At 61.7% G+C, this 15,066-nt stretch carries 13 protein-coding genes; 6 read left to right on the forward strand and 7 right to left on the reverse strand.

Annotation, left to right across the window (positions count from 1 at the left end):
* Positions 1-28 precede the first annotated feature (28 nt).
* The 6 genes from NL528_RS15125 to NL528_RS15150 form a co-directional block, all read right to left on the reverse strand.
* Positions 29-754, reverse strand: a complete 726-nt coding sequence (locus tag NL528_RS15125) for an ABC transporter ATP-binding protein (protein ID WP_309183471.1) — start codon at positions 752-754, stop codon at positions 29-31.
* Positions 744-1,499: an ABC transporter ATP-binding protein gene (locus NL528_RS15130; RefSeq protein ID WP_309183472.1), complete on the reverse strand. Its 756-nt coding sequence runs from the start codon at positions 1,497-1,499 to the stop codon at positions 744-746. Before NL528_RS15130 ends, NL528_RS15125 begins: the two co-directional genes overlap by 11 nt.
* Positions 1,496-2,428: a branched-chain amino acid ABC transporter permease gene (locus NL528_RS15135; protein ID WP_309183473.1), complete on the reverse strand. Its 933-nt coding sequence runs from the start codon at positions 2,426-2,428 to the stop codon at positions 1,496-1,498. Before NL528_RS15135 ends, NL528_RS15130 begins: the two co-directional genes overlap by 4 nt.
* Positions 2,425-3,291, reverse strand: coding sequence for a branched-chain amino acid ABC transporter permease (locus NL528_RS15140; protein ID WP_309183474.1), 867 nt, complete (start codon positions 3,289-3,291; stop codon positions 2,425-2,427). The genes NL528_RS15135 and NL528_RS15140 overlap by 4 nt, the downstream gene beginning before the upstream one ends.
* A 54-nt stretch (positions 3,292-3,345) precedes the next feature.
* Positions 3,346-4,593: an ABC transporter substrate-binding protein gene (locus tag NL528_RS15145; protein ID WP_309183476.1), complete on the reverse strand. Its 1,248-nt coding sequence runs from the start codon at positions 4,591-4,593 to the stop codon at positions 3,346-3,348.
* A gap of 244 nt (positions 4,594-4,837) precedes the next feature.
* Positions 4,838-5,710 carry an NAD(P)-dependent oxidoreductase gene (locus tag NL528_RS15150; RefSeq protein ID WP_309183477.1) on the reverse strand — a complete coding sequence of 291 codons (873 nt, stop codon included), beginning with the start codon at positions 5,708-5,710 and terminating at the stop codon, positions 4,838-4,840.
* 210 nt (positions 5,711-5,920) lie between these two features.
* Here NL528_RS15150 and NL528_RS15155 point away from each other — a divergent pair, with 210 nt between their 5' ends.
* Genes NL528_RS15155 through NL528_RS15165 form a run of 3 tightly spaced genes read left to right on the forward strand, consistent with a single transcriptional unit; the run spans position 5,921 to position 9,873 of the window.
* Entirely contained in the window at positions 5,921-7,690 is a 1,770-nt protein-coding gene (locus tag NL528_RS15155) for an iron ABC transporter permease (RefSeq protein ID WP_309183478.1), read from the forward strand.
* Between the two features lie 20 nt (positions 7,691-7,710).
* Positions 7,711-8,745, forward strand: coding sequence for an extracellular solute-binding protein (locus NL528_RS15160; protein WP_309183479.1), 1,035 nt, complete (start codon positions 7,711-7,713; stop codon positions 8,743-8,745).
* Between the two features lie 24 nt (positions 8,746-8,769).
* A complete protein-coding gene (locus tag NL528_RS15165; RefSeq protein WP_309183480.1) occupies positions 8,770-9,873 on the forward strand; it encodes an ABC transporter ATP-binding protein in 1,104 nt (367 codons plus the stop codon).
* A gap of 175 nt (positions 9,874-10,048) precedes the next feature.
* Here NL528_RS15165 and NL528_RS15170 read toward each other — a convergent pair whose 3' ends face one another.
* Positions 10,049-10,801 carry an SDR family oxidoreductase gene (locus NL528_RS15170; RefSeq protein ID WP_309183482.1) on the reverse strand — a complete coding sequence of 251 codons (753 nt, stop codon included), beginning with the start codon at positions 10,799-10,801 and terminating at the stop codon, positions 10,049-10,051.
* A gap of 148 nt (positions 10,802-10,949) precedes the next feature.
* Between NL528_RS15170 and NL528_RS15175 the strand changes: the two genes are divergently transcribed.
* From NL528_RS15175 to NL528_RS15185, 3 genes are all read left to right on the forward strand, one after another.
* Positions 10,950-11,720, forward strand: a complete 771-nt coding sequence (locus tag NL528_RS15175; protein WP_309183483.1) for a methyltransferase domain-containing protein — start codon at positions 10,950-10,952, stop codon at positions 11,718-11,720.
* 203 nt (positions 11,721-11,923) lie between these two features.
* Positions 11,924-12,925 (forward strand): DctP family TRAP transporter solute-binding subunit, encoded by a 1,002-nt coding sequence (locus NL528_RS15180; RefSeq protein WP_309183484.1) that lies wholly within the window; start codon positions 11,924-11,926, stop codon positions 12,923-12,925.
* A gap of 84 nt (positions 12,926-13,009) precedes the next feature.
* Positions 13,010-15,052: a TRAP transporter large permease subunit gene (locus tag NL528_RS15185; protein ID WP_309183485.1), complete on the forward strand. Its 2,043-nt coding sequence runs from the start codon at positions 13,010-13,012 to the stop codon at positions 15,050-15,052.
* Positions 15,053-15,066 lie beyond the last annotated feature (14 nt).

The following is a 15,066-nucleotide window of genomic DNA, read 5'->3' on the forward strand; positions in this document are numbered from 1 at the left end:
CTTTCAATGCGCATGAAAGATACCGATTTCAATGCGCATGAAAGATACCGAGATTTTGTGAAACGATCGCATCGTTGTCCGTCAGCTCCTGGGGCGAGCCATCGAATACACAACGTCCGGTATTGAGGATCACCGCCTGGTCTGCGACTTCGAGCGCGAGCTTGAGATTTTGCTCGACCAGGACGATGGATTGCCCTTCTTCCTTGAGCCGCCGGATCGTGCGCCCGACCTCGGCCACGATCAGCGGCGCGAGGCCCTCCGAGGGTTCATCCAGCAGCAGAACGCGGGGATTGCCCATCAGCGCCCGGGCGATCGCCAGCATCTGCAGTTCGCCGCCGGAAAGCGTGCCGGCGATTTGCTTGTGGCGCTCGCCCAGCCGCGGAAACATGTCGTAAATCCGGTCGACGTCCCATGGCGTCGCAACCTTGCTGCGGCGTTGCCGCGCCACGACGAGATTTTCCCACACCGTCAAAGAAGGGAAGATGCGCCGGCCCTGCGGCACGAGACCGATGCCCATATGCGAGATGCGTTCGGGGCTCAGGCCTTCGATGGCTTCCCCGAACAGCCTGATCTCGCCCCCTCTGGGCTTGAGAAACCCGATGATGGTCGAAATGCAGGTTGTCTTTCCCGAGCCATTGCGGCCCAGCAATGCCAGCACCTTGCCGGGTTGCAGGGCAAAACTGACCCCATGCAGGATGTGGCCGTCGCCATAGAAAGCCTGCACATCCGTCAGGCGAAGCGCATCAGACGCCAAGATACACCTCACGCGTTTTGGGGTCCGCGACCACGGCGTCACGCTCGCCATCAACGATGACCCGGCCGTAATTCAACAGCGTCACGGTCTCCGCAAGGTCGAGCGCGGTATCCATGTCGTGTTCGATCATGACGACCGCAGTTTCGCGCGGGATCGCCGCGATCAGCGCTTTCACGGTAGCTCGCTCGGCATTGGACAACCCCGCCAGCGGCTCGTCCAGCAGCAGCACGCGGGGCTTTTGCGCAAGCGCCATCGCCAGTTCGACGCGGCGTTTTTCGCCGTAAGCAAGGTCGGAAACCAGGCTGTCTGCCAGATGCAGCAGCCCGACCGCATCCAGAATGCGTCGGGCTTCGGTCGAAAGATCGCCGTAATAAGATACTGGACGCCACATCTGCCAGCGCGACGGCCGCAGGCCGAGCAGGCCGAGCGTGACATTGTGCTCCAGCGTGTCGCGATCGAACAGCGTGATAATCTGGTAGGTGCGCGCCAATCCGAGATGCGCGCGCCGGTAGGGTGTCAGTTGCGTAACGTCGACACCGAACAATCTTATCTGTCCCGCAGTCGACTGCAGGTCACCGGTGATCTGGTTGAACAGGGTTGTCTTGCCGGCGCCGTTCGGGCCGATGATCAGGCGGCGTTCACCCGGCCGGATCGCGAGCGAGACGTCGTGCGTGGCAACCAGTCCGCCGAACGATTTTCTGAGATGGCTGATCTCGAGCGCACAGGTCGGTTTCGCGGAATTCATCGCGAGCCCCTGCGCAGGTTCAGCAGCTTGCTCAAGCCGGGGACGATCCCCGTCGGCATCACCAGAACGATGAACAGGAATACGAGTCCGAGCAGCATATTCCAGCGCTCGACATAGGCCGACGCGTAATTCTTCAAGAGCAGTACGAGCGCTGCGCCGACCGCCGGGCCGCTCAGCGTCCCCGAGCCCCCGGCGATCACGCCGAGCAGCGCCTCGGCCGAACTCGTGGTGGATAGCGATGTCGGATGGATGTACTTGTTGTAATAGACATAGAGCAATCCGGACACGCCGCCCCAGAAGCCGGCATAGATGAAGGTGATCCAGCGGATCATCCAGGGATTGAAGCCGAGGGCCGCCATCCGTCGCGGCTGGTCGCGAACGCCCTTCAACGACGATCCGAAGGCGGAAGACACGAACGTCGTCATCATCAGGAAGGAAACGGACGCCACCGCCAGCGCGAACCAGTAAAACGATGCGGCGCTGTCGAGCGAGAGGCCGAACGGCATTGGCCGGGTCAGGCCGGCAATCCCGTTGTCGCCGTTCGTGACGTTGGACATGCGATAGGTAAGTCCCCACAGCACCTGCGACAGCGCGAGCGTGATCATGAGGAAGCCGAGGCCCGACGCGCGGAGTGCGATGACGCCGAAAACGGCGGCCATCGCGGTCGTGCCGGCGATCGAGACGATCGCAGCGGGTCCGTGCGCGAAGCCATAACGGCTGGTGAGCAGGGCGGAGATATAGGCGGCTACCCCGAGAAAGGAGGCGTGTCCAAGCGACGTCATCCCGCCAAACCCGACCAGCAGGTTAAGGCTGAGCGCGAAAATGGCCGCGATCAGGATCTGACTGGCGAGGTTGACGTAGAAGTCGCCCGCGACGGACGGCAGCAGGACAAGCAGGGCTGCGAACAGGACGGCTGCGATCCACTTCATGCGCCCTGACGCCCCAGCAGGCCCTGGGGCCGGAGTGCGAGCACAAGGATCATCGGCAGGAACAGGATGATATAGGCCAATTCCGGAAACAGCGCGGTCCCGAACGTGTAGATGAAGCCGACAATGAAGCTGCCGATGAACGCGCCGAGCAGGCTTCCAATTCCGCCGAGGATGACGACAATCAGCGCCAGGGGCAGCATGTCGCCGTCGAGCCCGGGATAGGCCGACAGGATCGGACCGCCCAGCACGCCACCGGCGCCGGCGATGCCCGCACCGAGACAAAATACGATCGTGAACAGGTTCGAGACGGGAATCCCGACCGCGCGTGCCATCTGCGCGTCATCGACGCCGGCGCGGATCATGGCGCCAAGCCGCGTGCGTTCCAGCAGGAGATACAGCGTGATCGCCGCCGTGATGGCACACCCCACCAGCACCAGGCGATAGGTCGGAAACACGAAGCCAAAAAGCCGCGTCGGCGCCTGCAGATTCCGCGGCGTCGGTACCGGTATCGAATCGCCGCCCCATAGCGCCAGGCAGGCGTCGGAAATGATGAAGGACATGCCGAGTGTCACCAGCACCTGGCCCAGCGGATTGGCCTTCAGTCTGGTCAGCACCAGCCGCTCGAACAGCCCGCCGAGCGCGGCAACGGCAACGCCGGCCCAAACCGCCACGGTCCAGATGCTGAGGTCGCTATAGGCCCGCATCGCGGTTGCGCCGAAATAGGTGCCGAGCATGAAGAACGCGCCATGCGTCAGGTTGGCGAGCCGCATCAAGCCGAAGATGAGCGAGAAGCCCGACGCCAGCAGAAACAGCAGACCACCCAGCGAGAGGCTGTTGAGACCCTGGATGATCCAAAATTGCATCGTCTGCCGATCTCGTTCGGAAACCTGCGGCTGGTCGCTGCTATGGCGGAATGGCTAAGGCTCGAGATTTTTTGCCGGCGGATAGTCGCGCGAATAGACCGGGTTCTTCAGGAACGCAGTCTTGTCATAGGTCCAGAATTGGGTGACGTCGGGATAGGTCTTGATCACGGAATTGACCAGGCGGCCGTCGCTGCGCGTCACCTTGCGGATATAGACGTTGCCGATCACGTTGCCGAGGTCGTCAAACTTGACGAGGCCGCGCACCGTGTCGGCGTTGCTGCCCCGGATCGCCGCCATCAGGGCCTTCTTGTCCTCGACATTGGCGTTGATGGTTTTCAGCGCGGCTTCGAGGACCTGGCCGGAGAGGTAGGTGCTGCCGGCGTAATAGCCGGGATCGTATTTGAACTGCTTGCGGAACGCCGGCGCAAACACCTTGTTGGCCGCATTGTCCAGTTCCGCCGAATACCAGCTGGTGGTCAGGATCCCCAGCGCCTCGTCGCCCATGTTGCGCAGCACGGATTCGTCGAGGGCGGTCATTCCTCCGATCACGGCCATTTTGTCTTTCATGCCGTATTCGATGAACTGGCGCAGGAAACGAAATCCGTTGGAGCCGGCGGTGCCCAGGAAAATCGCGTCCGCGCCTTTCACTTGCGCGACGTAGCTGCCGTAATCGGGCGTCGCCAGCGGCGTGAAGATCTTCTGGATGATCTTGCCGCCATTGTCCTCGAACGCGCGCTGGAAGCCGGCGCACATTTCATGGCCGTAGGCGAAGTCATCGGCAATGGTGACGATCTTTTTGTATTTCAGTTCCTTGGCGGAGTATTCGGCCAGCGGGTAGGCGCATTGCGCCGAGGTCGAGGTCAGGCGAACGAACCACGGGCTTGGATGCCGTTGCGTCATGTCTTCAGCGGCGGCGACGCCCAGCGTCGGGACTTCCTTTTCCGTCAAATAGTCGGCGATCGCGAGCGCCTCAAAGGCCGCGAGCGGTCCGATGACGCAGTGGATACTATTTTTTTCGATCAGTTCCTGCGCCTTGGTACGCGCAGTCGCGGGAACGCCGGCGGTGTCTGCGACAATCAATTCGACCTTGCGGCCCGCAAGTGTGTTGTCGCGCTCCTTCAGGAACATGGTCAGTGCGAGTTCCATGTCGATCCCGCCGGACGCGAGCGGGCCGGTCTTGGCTGCCAGCAAGCCGATGCGGATCGGTCCGCTGTTTTGCGCAAATGTCAGTCGAGGTGCAGCCACACTCGCAATGCCGACGCCGGCCGCGGTGCTGACGAATTGTCGTCGTGATATCGGCACTTGTCGTCCTCCGGTGATGTTTCCCTGACGCTTTGTTCTTGTTTCTTGAATTATTGTTCTTGCACAGGCACATCCGCCTTCTGACGGATTGGGCCGCATGGGATCGTCGCCGGAAAAATGTGGCGTCGCCTGATTTATCATCCGGAAATAATTAATGATCAAGCGATAACTACGTAGCGCAACGATTGGGAATTGCTGATCGCGAACGTTGCCGTGCTTTGATGCAGCGCAAAATCAGCAACGGTCAGGTGCCGCTCGCCTTCAACACTTCGAACACGGCGGCCGTATCCTGATCGCCCAATCCCATCACCATCGCCTGGGCGTAGACCGGCTGCGTCGTCGTGAACAGCGGCGTTTCACAGCCGAGGTCGCTGGCGAATTCGGCGATGATGGCCATGTCCTTCTTCCAGGTCGAGATCCGCATCGTTGCCGGCTCATAACTGCGTTTTGCCATCATCGGTGCGCGCATCTGAAACATCCGCGAACCGCCCGCGCCGGGCGCGACCATCTCGATCACCTGATCGAGATCGAGCCCGGCCCGTTCCGCCAGCAGCATCGCTTCCGCCGAGGCGACGTTGTGAATGGCGACAAGATGGTTGGCTACGAATTTCATCCGGCTGCCATTACCGTAAGCGCCGAGATCGGCACTCTGCTTGGCAAAGTCGGCAAACAGGTCACGGCACCGCGCGATCGCGGCGCTGTCGCCGCTCGCATAGACGACGAGGTCTCGAACCGCGGCCTGGGCGCCGGTTCCGCTGAGCGGGCAATCGAGCGCAATATGACCGGCGGGCTCGAGGATGGCCTTGAAATGCAGCTTGTCCGCGATGGTGAGCGTACTGAGTTCGACGACGATGCGCGCGGGTTGACCACAACCGGCAATTTGTGCGGCAACGGCATTGGCGGCATCGGCGTTGGGCAGGCTCGTCATGATGATCGCCGCGCGGGCCGCGACCGAGCCTGCGCCATCGGCGATCGTCACGCCGGAACGCTCAAGCTCGCGCCTGCGCAACGGCTCGGTGTCGAATCCGACGACTGCCCAGCCTCGCTCGATGAGATTGCGGGAGATGGCACCGCCCATGATGCCCAGGCCAATGATGCCCACTGTTCGATCTGTCACGTGACCTCCGACCTGCTGTTTCCCTGGGATGTGGCACCGTGTCGCAACGGGAGTTGGTCCAGCGATAAGGAGGATGCCTCCTTGAGTCAATTTTGGCGGTCGATGGCTCGATACGTCGACTTTCTGCTACTTCCCGCCGGCCGCACCATCGACTAAGCTTGACCGCAACAAGAATAAAGAAAGCCGCTCGCAGGCTGAGGGGAAAGCGCTTTGCACGGACAGACGGACCGGCGCGGCGAGGTCACGCGGAGCGCCAGCGAGGGCGTGCGCCGGCGCGTGTGGACCGGTCTGTGGGTCGGCTCGCTGCTCGCGATCCTCGGTTTTCTGGTCGTCTATCCCGTGCTGATGCTGTTGCTCGGCGCGCTCACCGACACCAATCCGGTGGTCGACGGGTTCAGCCTGCGCCATCTCTCGGTCACGAACTTCCTCACCGTGCTGGTCAATCCGAATGTCGCCGAGGCGCTGCTCAACACGCTGATCGCCTGCGGCGGCGGCACGGCGATCGCGGTCGCGATCGGGCTGTTGTTTTCCTGGATCGTGGTTCGCACCAATACGCCGTTCAAGGGCTTTATCGCCGCCGCCAGCATTCTGCCGCTGTTCGCGCCGCCGCTGGTCGCGGGCGTCGCGTGGACCATTCTCGGCTCGCCCAAAACTGGTCTGATCAACACCATGTTCAAATGGATCGGGCTCGACTGGCACGTCGATTTCTATTCGCTGTGGGGCCTGGTGTTCGTGTTCGGCATCTATTACGCGCCCTATGTCTACATGTTCACGTCATCGGCGCTGCGCAACATGGATCCAAGCCTGGAGGAGGCCGCCGAAATTTCCGGCGCCAGCGCGTTCGCGACGCTGTTCTCGGTGACGTTCCCGCTGATCATGCCTGCGATCGTCTCGGGCATGCTGCTGTCGTTCATCGTGATGCTCGGCATCTACGGCATTCCGGCGGTGCTGGGCGCGCCGACCAATCTCGCCGTGCTCACCACTTATATCTTCAAGCTCACCAACTGGTCGCCGCCGCTCTACAATACCGCCGCGGCCGTTGCGATCATCCTGATGGTCGTCACCGGGGCGCTGGTGTTTTTGCAGCAGAAGGTGCTGAGCGGCCGCAGCTACACCACGGTTGCCGGAAAGGCCTTCCGGCCGCGCACCCTCGATCTCGGGCGCTGGCGCTGGCTCACCTTCGCCATCGGTGTCGTCTATCTCTTCGTGGTGGTGATCCTGCCGTCGCTGGCGCTGATCGTGGCCGGGTTCCGCAAATTCATGTTCATCCGCGACGCCGCCAGCCTGTTCGACATGCGGCAATATTCGCTGATGCATTTCAATGCCATCTTCGACAATCCGCTGACGCTGAACTCGATCTATAACGCGGTCGAGGTCGGCATCATCACCGCGGTGGTCGGCGGCACGCTGGCGTTTGCGATCGGCTACACCATTCATCGCACGCAGGTCACCGGCCGGCGCTGGATCGATCTGATCTCCACCGTGCCGGTCGCGATTCCCGGCCTCGTGGTCGGCGTCGCCTACCTCTGGGCCTGGATCGGCATTCCCGGCGGGCTCTACGGCACGATCTGGATTCTGGCGCTGGCCTTCATCGCGCGCTTCATGCCGGACACGGTGAAGGCGCTGTCGACCTCGTTCCTGCAAATCCATCGCGAACTGGAAGAGGCGGCCTGGGTCTGCGGCAGGGGCATGTTCGGCACCATCCGGACGATCGTGCTGCCGCTGGCGCGGCCCGGCGTGATCGCGTCGATGACGCTGCTGTTCGTGCTGGCGATCCGCGAACTCGGCTCGTCGCTGTTTCTCTATACCAGCAACACCATGGTGATGTCGGTGCTGCTGCTCGACTATTACGAAGGCGGCAATCTCGGAAAGACCGCCGCCTTCAGCATCGTGCAAACGATCTTGCTCGGCGTGCTCATCGGCGGCGCCAACTGGCTGTCGCGCGGCGCGGCACAGAGCAGCGTCGCCCGCACGGGATAAGAATAATGGGAGGATTGGCTATGAATAGAAGGGCTTTTACCACTGCAATCGTCTTGGCCGGCCTCGCCGGGCTTTGCATGGCATCAAGCGCATCGGCGCAGGCGCAGGAATTCGGCTCGCCCGAACTGATCGCCGCTGCCAAGGCGGAGGGCAAGCTGGTGTTCTACACGGCGAACTTTGCCGAGGTCGAACAGCAGGTCATCAAGGCCTTCAACAAGCGTTTCCCCGAGATCAAAGTCGAGATGGTGCGCGCGCCGGGCGGCCAGCTCATCACCCGAGTCAAGACCGAGGCCGCGGCGGGAAAACTGATTGCGGATGTGGTCGATCATTCCGACCGCGCGCTAATGTCCGACCTGATCGACATGTTCCAGGATTACGCGCCGCCGAATGCCGCCGATTACAATCCCGACGCGCAGATTTCGCCCAAGCTGTGGCCGCGCGCGACGCTGGTCTGGTCGATCGCCTACAACACCGAACTGGTGAAGAATCCGCCGAAGACCTGGATGGATTTGACCAAGCCCGAATATGACAAGCTGACGGGACAGGTGTTCGCGCAATCCGGCGGCACCACTTGGACCCGCATCATGTTCGAGCGTCAGGTGCTCGGCGAAGACTATTGGGCCAAGCAGGCGTCAACCCATCCGGTCCTCTATCCCTCGGGCGCACCGATGGCGGATTCGCTGGTGCGCGGCGAAGTCGCGATGGGGCCGTTGCTCTACAACGCGATCTACCCGAAGCAGAAGGACGGCGCCCCGATCAAGATCTTCTTCCCGCCCGAGGGCGCGCCGGTCAACCCCTATGCGTCGGGAATTCCGAAGACCGCCGCCCATCCCAACGCTGCAAAGCTGTTCCTGAACTGGTGCCTCTCGAAGGAAGGGCAGACCTTCATGATCAAGGAACTCGGCAATCTCACATCGCTGAAAGATCCGCCGGTGTATCCTGAAGGTTTCGATCCCAAGGTGGTCAAGGTCTGGTACCCCAGGTTCGACGAGTATGTGAAGCTGCACGGTCCCTGGGTCGCCGATTGGGACAAGATTTTTGGCTATCGGCAGTGAGTGGCGCATGAAGCGAGTCCATTCATGACGGCAACGCTCGAGGTCACCGACCTGCGCAAGCAGTTCGCGATCGGCCGCCCGGCGATCGACGGCGTCAGTTTCGCGGTACCCGCCGGCGAGATCGTCGTGCTGCTCGGGCCTTCCGGCTGCGGCAAGACCACGACGTTGCGCTGCGTCGCAGGACTGGAGCATCCGACGTCCGGCGAAATCAGCATCGCAGGCCGGGTGGTGTCGTCGCCGGAACGCGGCATATTGGTGCCGCCGCGCTCCCGCGAACTCGGCATGGTGTTCCAGTCCTATGCGGTGTGGCCGCACATGACGGTGCGGCAGAACGTGGTCTACCCGCTCAAGCACCGGAAAATTTCGCGCGGCGATGCCAACCGCAAGGTCGATGAAGCGCTCGCGCTTGTCGGGCTGTCGGAATATGCCGACCGGCCGGTGATCGCGCTGTCGGGCGGCCAGATGCAGCGCGTCGCGCTGGCGCGCAGCATGGTCTATCGACCGCAATTGCTGCTGCTCGACGAGCCGCTGTCGAACCTCGACGCCAAATTGCGCTTGCGTCTGCGCGACGATCTGCGCGTCATCCTCAAGCAGACCGGCATGACCGCGCTCTACGTCACCCACGACCAGGCGGAAGCGGTCGTGCTCGGCGACCGCATCGGCGTGATGCGCGACGGCAAGCTTTTGCAGATGGACACGCCGGACGCGATCTACAACCGCCCGGCGGACCTCTTCGTCGCCAACTTCACCGGCGCCACCAACGAACTGATGGGAACGCTGGTCGCGCGCAACGGCGAATTCGGCGTGGTCGATTTCGGTGACGGGCGGCGCGGCGAGGTCGCCTTGCTGCACGGCCTCGGCCCGGACGACAAGGTGCGGATTGCGTTGCGGCCGGAAAACATCGCGATCGGCAAATGCGACGGCGGCAATGTTTTCCCCGCCAAAATTCTCGATCGCCGCTATCAGGGTACGCAGACCGCCTATGGCATCGAACTGTTGGGCCGCCGGCTCGAGGTGATCGAACTCGGCACCGCCGCGAGGCATCAGGTCGGAGTCGAAACGCCGGTTTCGTTGCCGCGGGAATGCTGTTGGGCCTATCGCGATACCGGGCCGTCGTCTTACGAATAGTGGCCCTATTGGTGGGAGCTAAAACGTGCAACGGCCGCCGACGTTAACGGGTGGAACCAATCCTCCGCCGCGTAAATTCGGCGTGTTTAGGCGCCGAATTCATCGGTGGTCTTGATCGGCAGCGCGCGCGGAAACGGCATTTGCCGTTCGCGCCGGACGCATCGTTCGTTCGCCGCTAGAATTGATACCGGCGAAGCCCGCCGTCGACGGGAATGACCGTCCCGGTAATGTAGCGCGCCACGGGGGAGGCGAGGAACACCACCAGCGCCGCGAGATCTTCCGGTTCGCCCCAATAGCGCACCGGAATCTCCTCCTCGGCAAAATGCTTTCGGTAATCCTCCGGATAATTGCGCCGGATCTGTTCGCTCATGATGCGTCCGGGCGGAATGCAATTGACCGTGATGCCATGCTGTCCGATCTCGCGGGACAGTCCCTTCGCCCAGGCATGAACCGCCGCTTTCGCCGCAAACGCGGCGTTGAGGCCTTCGGGTTCGGATTTGCCGGTTATGTTGATGATGCGTCCCCAGCGGCGTTCGATCATCTGCGGCAACAGCGCGTGGGCAATTTTGCGGTAAGAGGTGAAATTCAACGCGATGGCTTCGTCCCAATCGCTGTCGGGCGCATCCACCGGCAAGGGCCGGCTGCCGCCTGCGTTGTTGACCAGGATGTCGACGTGACCCAGCGCGATGACCGCGGTGGCCACGAGATTCTTTGCGGCATCCGGCTGCATGATGTCTTGCGCCACCGGAATTACCGGAGCGCCGCCGGCGGCCTGGACCTCCTGCACAAGCGTGTCGAGCAGCTCCTTCCGCCGCGCCACCGCGACCACGCGTACGCCCTCCATCGCCAGCCCCTTGGCGATGGCTCGGCCGATCCCGATACTTGCTCCGGTCACAACGGCGGTCCTGGACTTGAGATCGAGATCCATGTTCGAAGGCTTTCTTTCTGTTAACAACATGCGCGCAGCGGCAAGGCTCACGCGGGCATGTTAGGATGGATTTGGCCGTGCAGCGCCACAACGATCAGCGCCACAAAGTGTAATACCCCGGCGGTCGGGCAAAGGAAGAAGAAAAACGATGGTATGGAATCCGCAGCAATATCTGAAATTTTCCGGACATCGATTGAGGCCCGCGGTCGATCTTCTGATGCGTATCCCGGATTTTCCGGTGCGGAGCGTCGCCGATCTTGGCGCCGGCGCTGGCAACGTCACCAAACTGATCAAGGAGCGATGGCCGGATGCCAACGTCATCGGCGTCGAGGGATCGGCGGAAATGGTCGCGGCGGGGAAAAAGGCTGCCCCCGAGGTTGAATGGCTGCACCAGGATCTGGGAACGTGGCAGCCGCCCCACAGATACGACGTCGTCTATTCCAATGCTGCGCTGCACTGGCTGCCGGATCATGCCAGGCTGTTTCCTTCCTTGATGGAAAAGGTCGAGCCCGGCGGCATCCTTGCCGTGCAAATGCCGCGTAATTTCGCAGCGCCGTCGCACTTGCTGATCGCGGAAACCGCCCTGAACGGGCCGTGGCGCAGCCAGGTCGAGCATCTGGTAGCGCCACCGCCGGTCGGCGAACCCGGCTTCTATCATGACCTGCTGGCGCCGCTGTCGGAGCAAGTCGACATCTGGGAGACGGAGTATCTGCAGGTACTGGAGGGTGAGAACCCGGTCAAGGAATGGACCAAGGGCACGTGGTTGACGCGCTATCTCGACATCCTGCAAGGCCAGGAAAAAGCAGCCTTCGAAGCCGCATATGGTGAGCGCGTTGCGAAGGCCTATCCACGGAATTCGGCGGGGCAGACGCTTTTCCCGTTCCGGCGATTGTTCATGGTAGTGCGGCGCAAGGGCTGATGCCGCTGCGCTGCACTAGGATTCACGCGATTATCAGGGAGTAGGCAGGAGAGCGGTCCGAATCGGCTCGTGCATGCGGCATTTTGCGTGATCTCGTGGCCAGCCAATTCGGCTTAGGTCTAGTTGTTTGACAGTCGGATTGCTGCCACTACTCCCGGAAAAACAAAAAGAGCCGGTTTCGACGCCTATTGGGAGGAGAGTTCATGCGCAAATTGCTTTTTGCGGGCATTGCGGTCGCCATTTTTCTGGCCCCGGGCCTGGCGTCGGCCGAAGGGCCGATCGTCGTCAAATTCAGCCATGTCGTCGCCAACGATACGCCGAAGGGCAAGGGCGCGCTCAAGTTCAAGGAGCTTGCCGAGAAGTATACCGACGGCAAGGTCAAGGTTGAAGTCTACCCGAACTCTTCGCTCTACAAGGACAAGGAAGAAATCGAGGCACTGCAACTCGGCTCGGTGCAGATGCTTGCGCCATCGACCGCCAAATTTGCTCCGCTCGGCATCAAGGAGTTCGAGGCGCTCGATTTGCCGTGGCTGTTCAAGGATGAAGAAACCTACACCAGGGCCATGAAGGGTCCGGTCGGAAAGTGGCTGTTTCAGAAGCTCGAGGCCAAGGGCATCAGCGGTCTCGCTTATTGGGACAACGGCTTCCACATGACATCGGCCAACCGTCCATTGCTGATGCCGGCCGATTTCCAGGGCATCAAGGTCCGCATCTCCGGGTCCAAGATCGCCGACCGATACTTCCGTGACATGGGCTCGATTCCGCAGATCATGGCGTTTTCGGAAGTCTATCAGGCGCTGCAGACCGGCGTGGTCGACGCCTGCGAGAACACGGCCTCAAACTATCTGACGCAGAAGTTCTATGAAGTGCAGAAGGACATCACGGTCTCCTATCACGCTCATTTGCAATACGCCGTGATCGTGAACTCGAAGTTCTGGAACGGGTTGCCGCCGGATATCCGCAAGGCACTCGACAAGGCGATGGACGAGGCGACCGATTACACCAACTCGATCGCGGTCAAGGAAAACGAGGATGCGCTGGCCGAGATCAAGAAGTCGGGCAAGACCACGCTGCACTATCTGAACGACGATCAGCGCAAGGCCTGGCAGAAGGCCATGCAGCCGACCTACGCATGGGCCAAGGGCCGCGTCGGGCAAGAAGTGCTCGATCTCGTGGCCAAAGAACTCGACGTCAAGATGAACTGACGGCCGATCCTTTTGCACAACAACATGAAAACGGTCGGGAGTGATGGCACTCCCGGCCGTTTTGGCCTGAGACGGGGGGACACGGTGTTTAAGGTGCTCAATCGGGCGCTCGACCATCTGGAAGAATGGTTGATCGCCAGCCTCATCGCGGCAGCGACGGCGTTGATCTTTGCAGCGGTGGTGCACCGGTACGGGACCGGCGTTTCGATCGACCTGTCAAAATGGCTGGCTGCGCGCGGCGTCCCGGTTCTGCCCGAGTTCTTCAAAGGCATTTATTCGTGGCTTGCGGCCCTCGATGTCTCGTGGGCGCAGGAACTCTGCATCTACATGTTCATCTGGATGGCCAAGTTCGGCGCTGCCTATGGCGTGCGCACCGGCATCCATGTCGGCGTCGATTTGCTCGTCAACATGGTGCCGGGACACGCGCGCAAGCGGGTCATTCTTTTCAGCCTGCTGTGCGGCGCGTTTTTCACCGGCATGATCGCCACCTTCGGCGGCTCGTTCGTGGCCGAGATGTTCAAGACCGGGCAGCAATCGAACGACCTCGAGATGCCGATGTGGATCGTCTACCTGGCGATCCCGCTCGGCTCCGGCCTGATGTGCTTCCGCTTCCTGCAGGTCTGCTGGTTCTACTATTGGACCGGCCACCTGCCGCAGCACAATGAGGCGCACGTCGAGGGCGTCGAAATAACCGCGCCTGCGTTGCATCCGGCGGTGGCCGATCCCGCGGAAGACTCCCGCGGCAGGAGGAGCCCGCTGGGGCTGATCCTGATTATGGCGCCGATATTGATTCTGATGATCTGCCTGGGCGAGAAGGCCGGCATCATCGTTTTGCCGCAGGCCTTGCGCGCGGCTTCCATTTTTGCGCTGCTGATCGCGCTGATGCTGACCGGCATACCGGTTTCGATCGCGCTCGGTCTCACCGTGATGACGTTCCTGTTCACGCTGACCACGGTGCCGATTGAAGCGGTGTCGATGAAGCTGTTCACCGGCATCGAAAGCTTCGAGATCATGGCGATCCCGTTCTTTATTCTGGCCGGCAACTTCCTCACCCATGGCGGCGTCGCACGGCGGATGATCGACTTCGCGACCTCGCTGATCGGGCACTGGCACGGCGGATTGGGGCTCGCCGGCATCGTGGCCTGCTCGATGTTCGCGCTGGTTTGCGGATCGAGCGTCGCCACCGTCGCCGCGGTCGGCGCCATCGTGCTGCCCGAGATGGTGAGGCACGGTTACCCGATGCGATTCGGAGCGGGCATCATCACGGTTGCCGGGTCGCTCGGCATCCTGATGCTGCCGTCGATTCCGAAAATCATCTACGCGGTCTCCACCGGCACATCGATCGGCGCCCTGTTCGTCGCGGGCTTGCTGCCTGGCATGCTGCTGACCTCGATGCTCTGTGTCGTAACCTGGTTCCTGGCCAGGAAGCGCAACTATCCGCGCATGACCAGAGCGAGCTGGGGCGAGACCCTGCACGCGTTCCGCGAGAGCATCTGGGGCCTGATGCTGGTCGTCATCATCATCGGCGGCATCTATAGCGGCCTGTTCACCGCGACGGAGGCCGCTGCCATGGCCGCGGTCTATTCGTTCTTCATTTCGGTCTTCGTGTACAAGGCGCTCAAGTTCAAGGATGTGCCGCGCGTATTGCTGCGGGCCGCGAACACCAGCGCGATGCTGCTCTATATCGTGACCAATGCGGTGCTGTTTTCGTTCGTTCTCAGCAACGAGAACATTCCCTCGGCGCTCGCCGACTGGATCACGGCGCAGGATCTCGGCTGGGTTGGCTTCCTCCTGCTCGTCAACATATTGTTGCTGTTGGCTGGCAATTTCATGGAGCCGACGTCGATCATCCTGATCATGGCGCCGATCCTGGCGCCGGCCGCGAAGCGGCTGGGCATCGATCTCGTCCATTTCGGCATCGTGATCGACGTCAATATGGAGGTCGGCCTCTGCCACCCGCCGGTCGGCCTCAACCTTTACGTGGCATCGATGATCGCCGGCATGCGCATTACCGATCTGGCGATGGCCGTGATGCCGTGGCTGCTCACAATGCTGGTCTTCCTTGTCATCGTGACCTATTGGCCCGCCCTGACGCTGTTTCTTCCGACGCTGCTTGGGATGCACTGATAATCGGGAGGACG

It is taken from the genome of Bradyrhizobium sp. Ash2021, from assembly GCF_031202265.1.
Lineage (GTDB): Bacteria > Pseudomonadota > Alphaproteobacteria > Rhizobiales > Xanthobacteraceae > Bradyrhizobium.

What these genes read in the sequence shown, in the direction of transcription:
- NL528_RS15170 (WP_309183482.1), bottom strand. Translation starts at nt 10,801, where the DNA reads ATGGATCTCGATCTCAAGTCCAGGACCGCCGTTGTGACCGGAGCAAGT.
- NL528_RS15140 (WP_309183474.1), bottom strand. Translation starts at nt 3,291, where the DNA reads ATGCAATTTTGGATCATCCAGGGTCTCAACAGCCTCTCGCTGGGTGGT.
- NL528_RS15175 (WP_309183483.1), top strand. Translation starts at nt 10,950, where the DNA reads ATGGTATGGAATCCGCAGCAATATCTGAAATTTTCCGGACATCGATTG.
- NL528_RS15180 (WP_309183484.1), top strand. Translation starts at nt 11,924, where the DNA reads ATGCGCAAATTGCTTTTTGCGGGCATTGCGGTCGCCATTTTTCTGGCC.
- NL528_RS15130 (WP_309183472.1), bottom strand. Translation starts at nt 1,499, where the DNA reads ATGAATTCCGCGAAACCGACCTGTGCGCTCGAGATCAGCCATCTCAGA.
- NL528_RS15165 (WP_309183480.1), top strand. Translation starts at nt 8,770, where the DNA reads ATGACGGCAACGCTCGAGGTCACCGACCTGCGCAAGCAGTTCGCGATC.
- NL528_RS15160 (WP_309183479.1), top strand. Translation starts at nt 7,711, where the DNA reads ATGAATAGAAGGGCTTTTACCACTGCAATCGTCTTGGCCGGCCTCGCC.
- NL528_RS15135 (WP_309183473.1), bottom strand. Translation starts at nt 2,428, where the DNA reads ATGAAGTGGATCGCAGCCGTCCTGTTCGCAGCCCTGCTTGTCCTGCTG.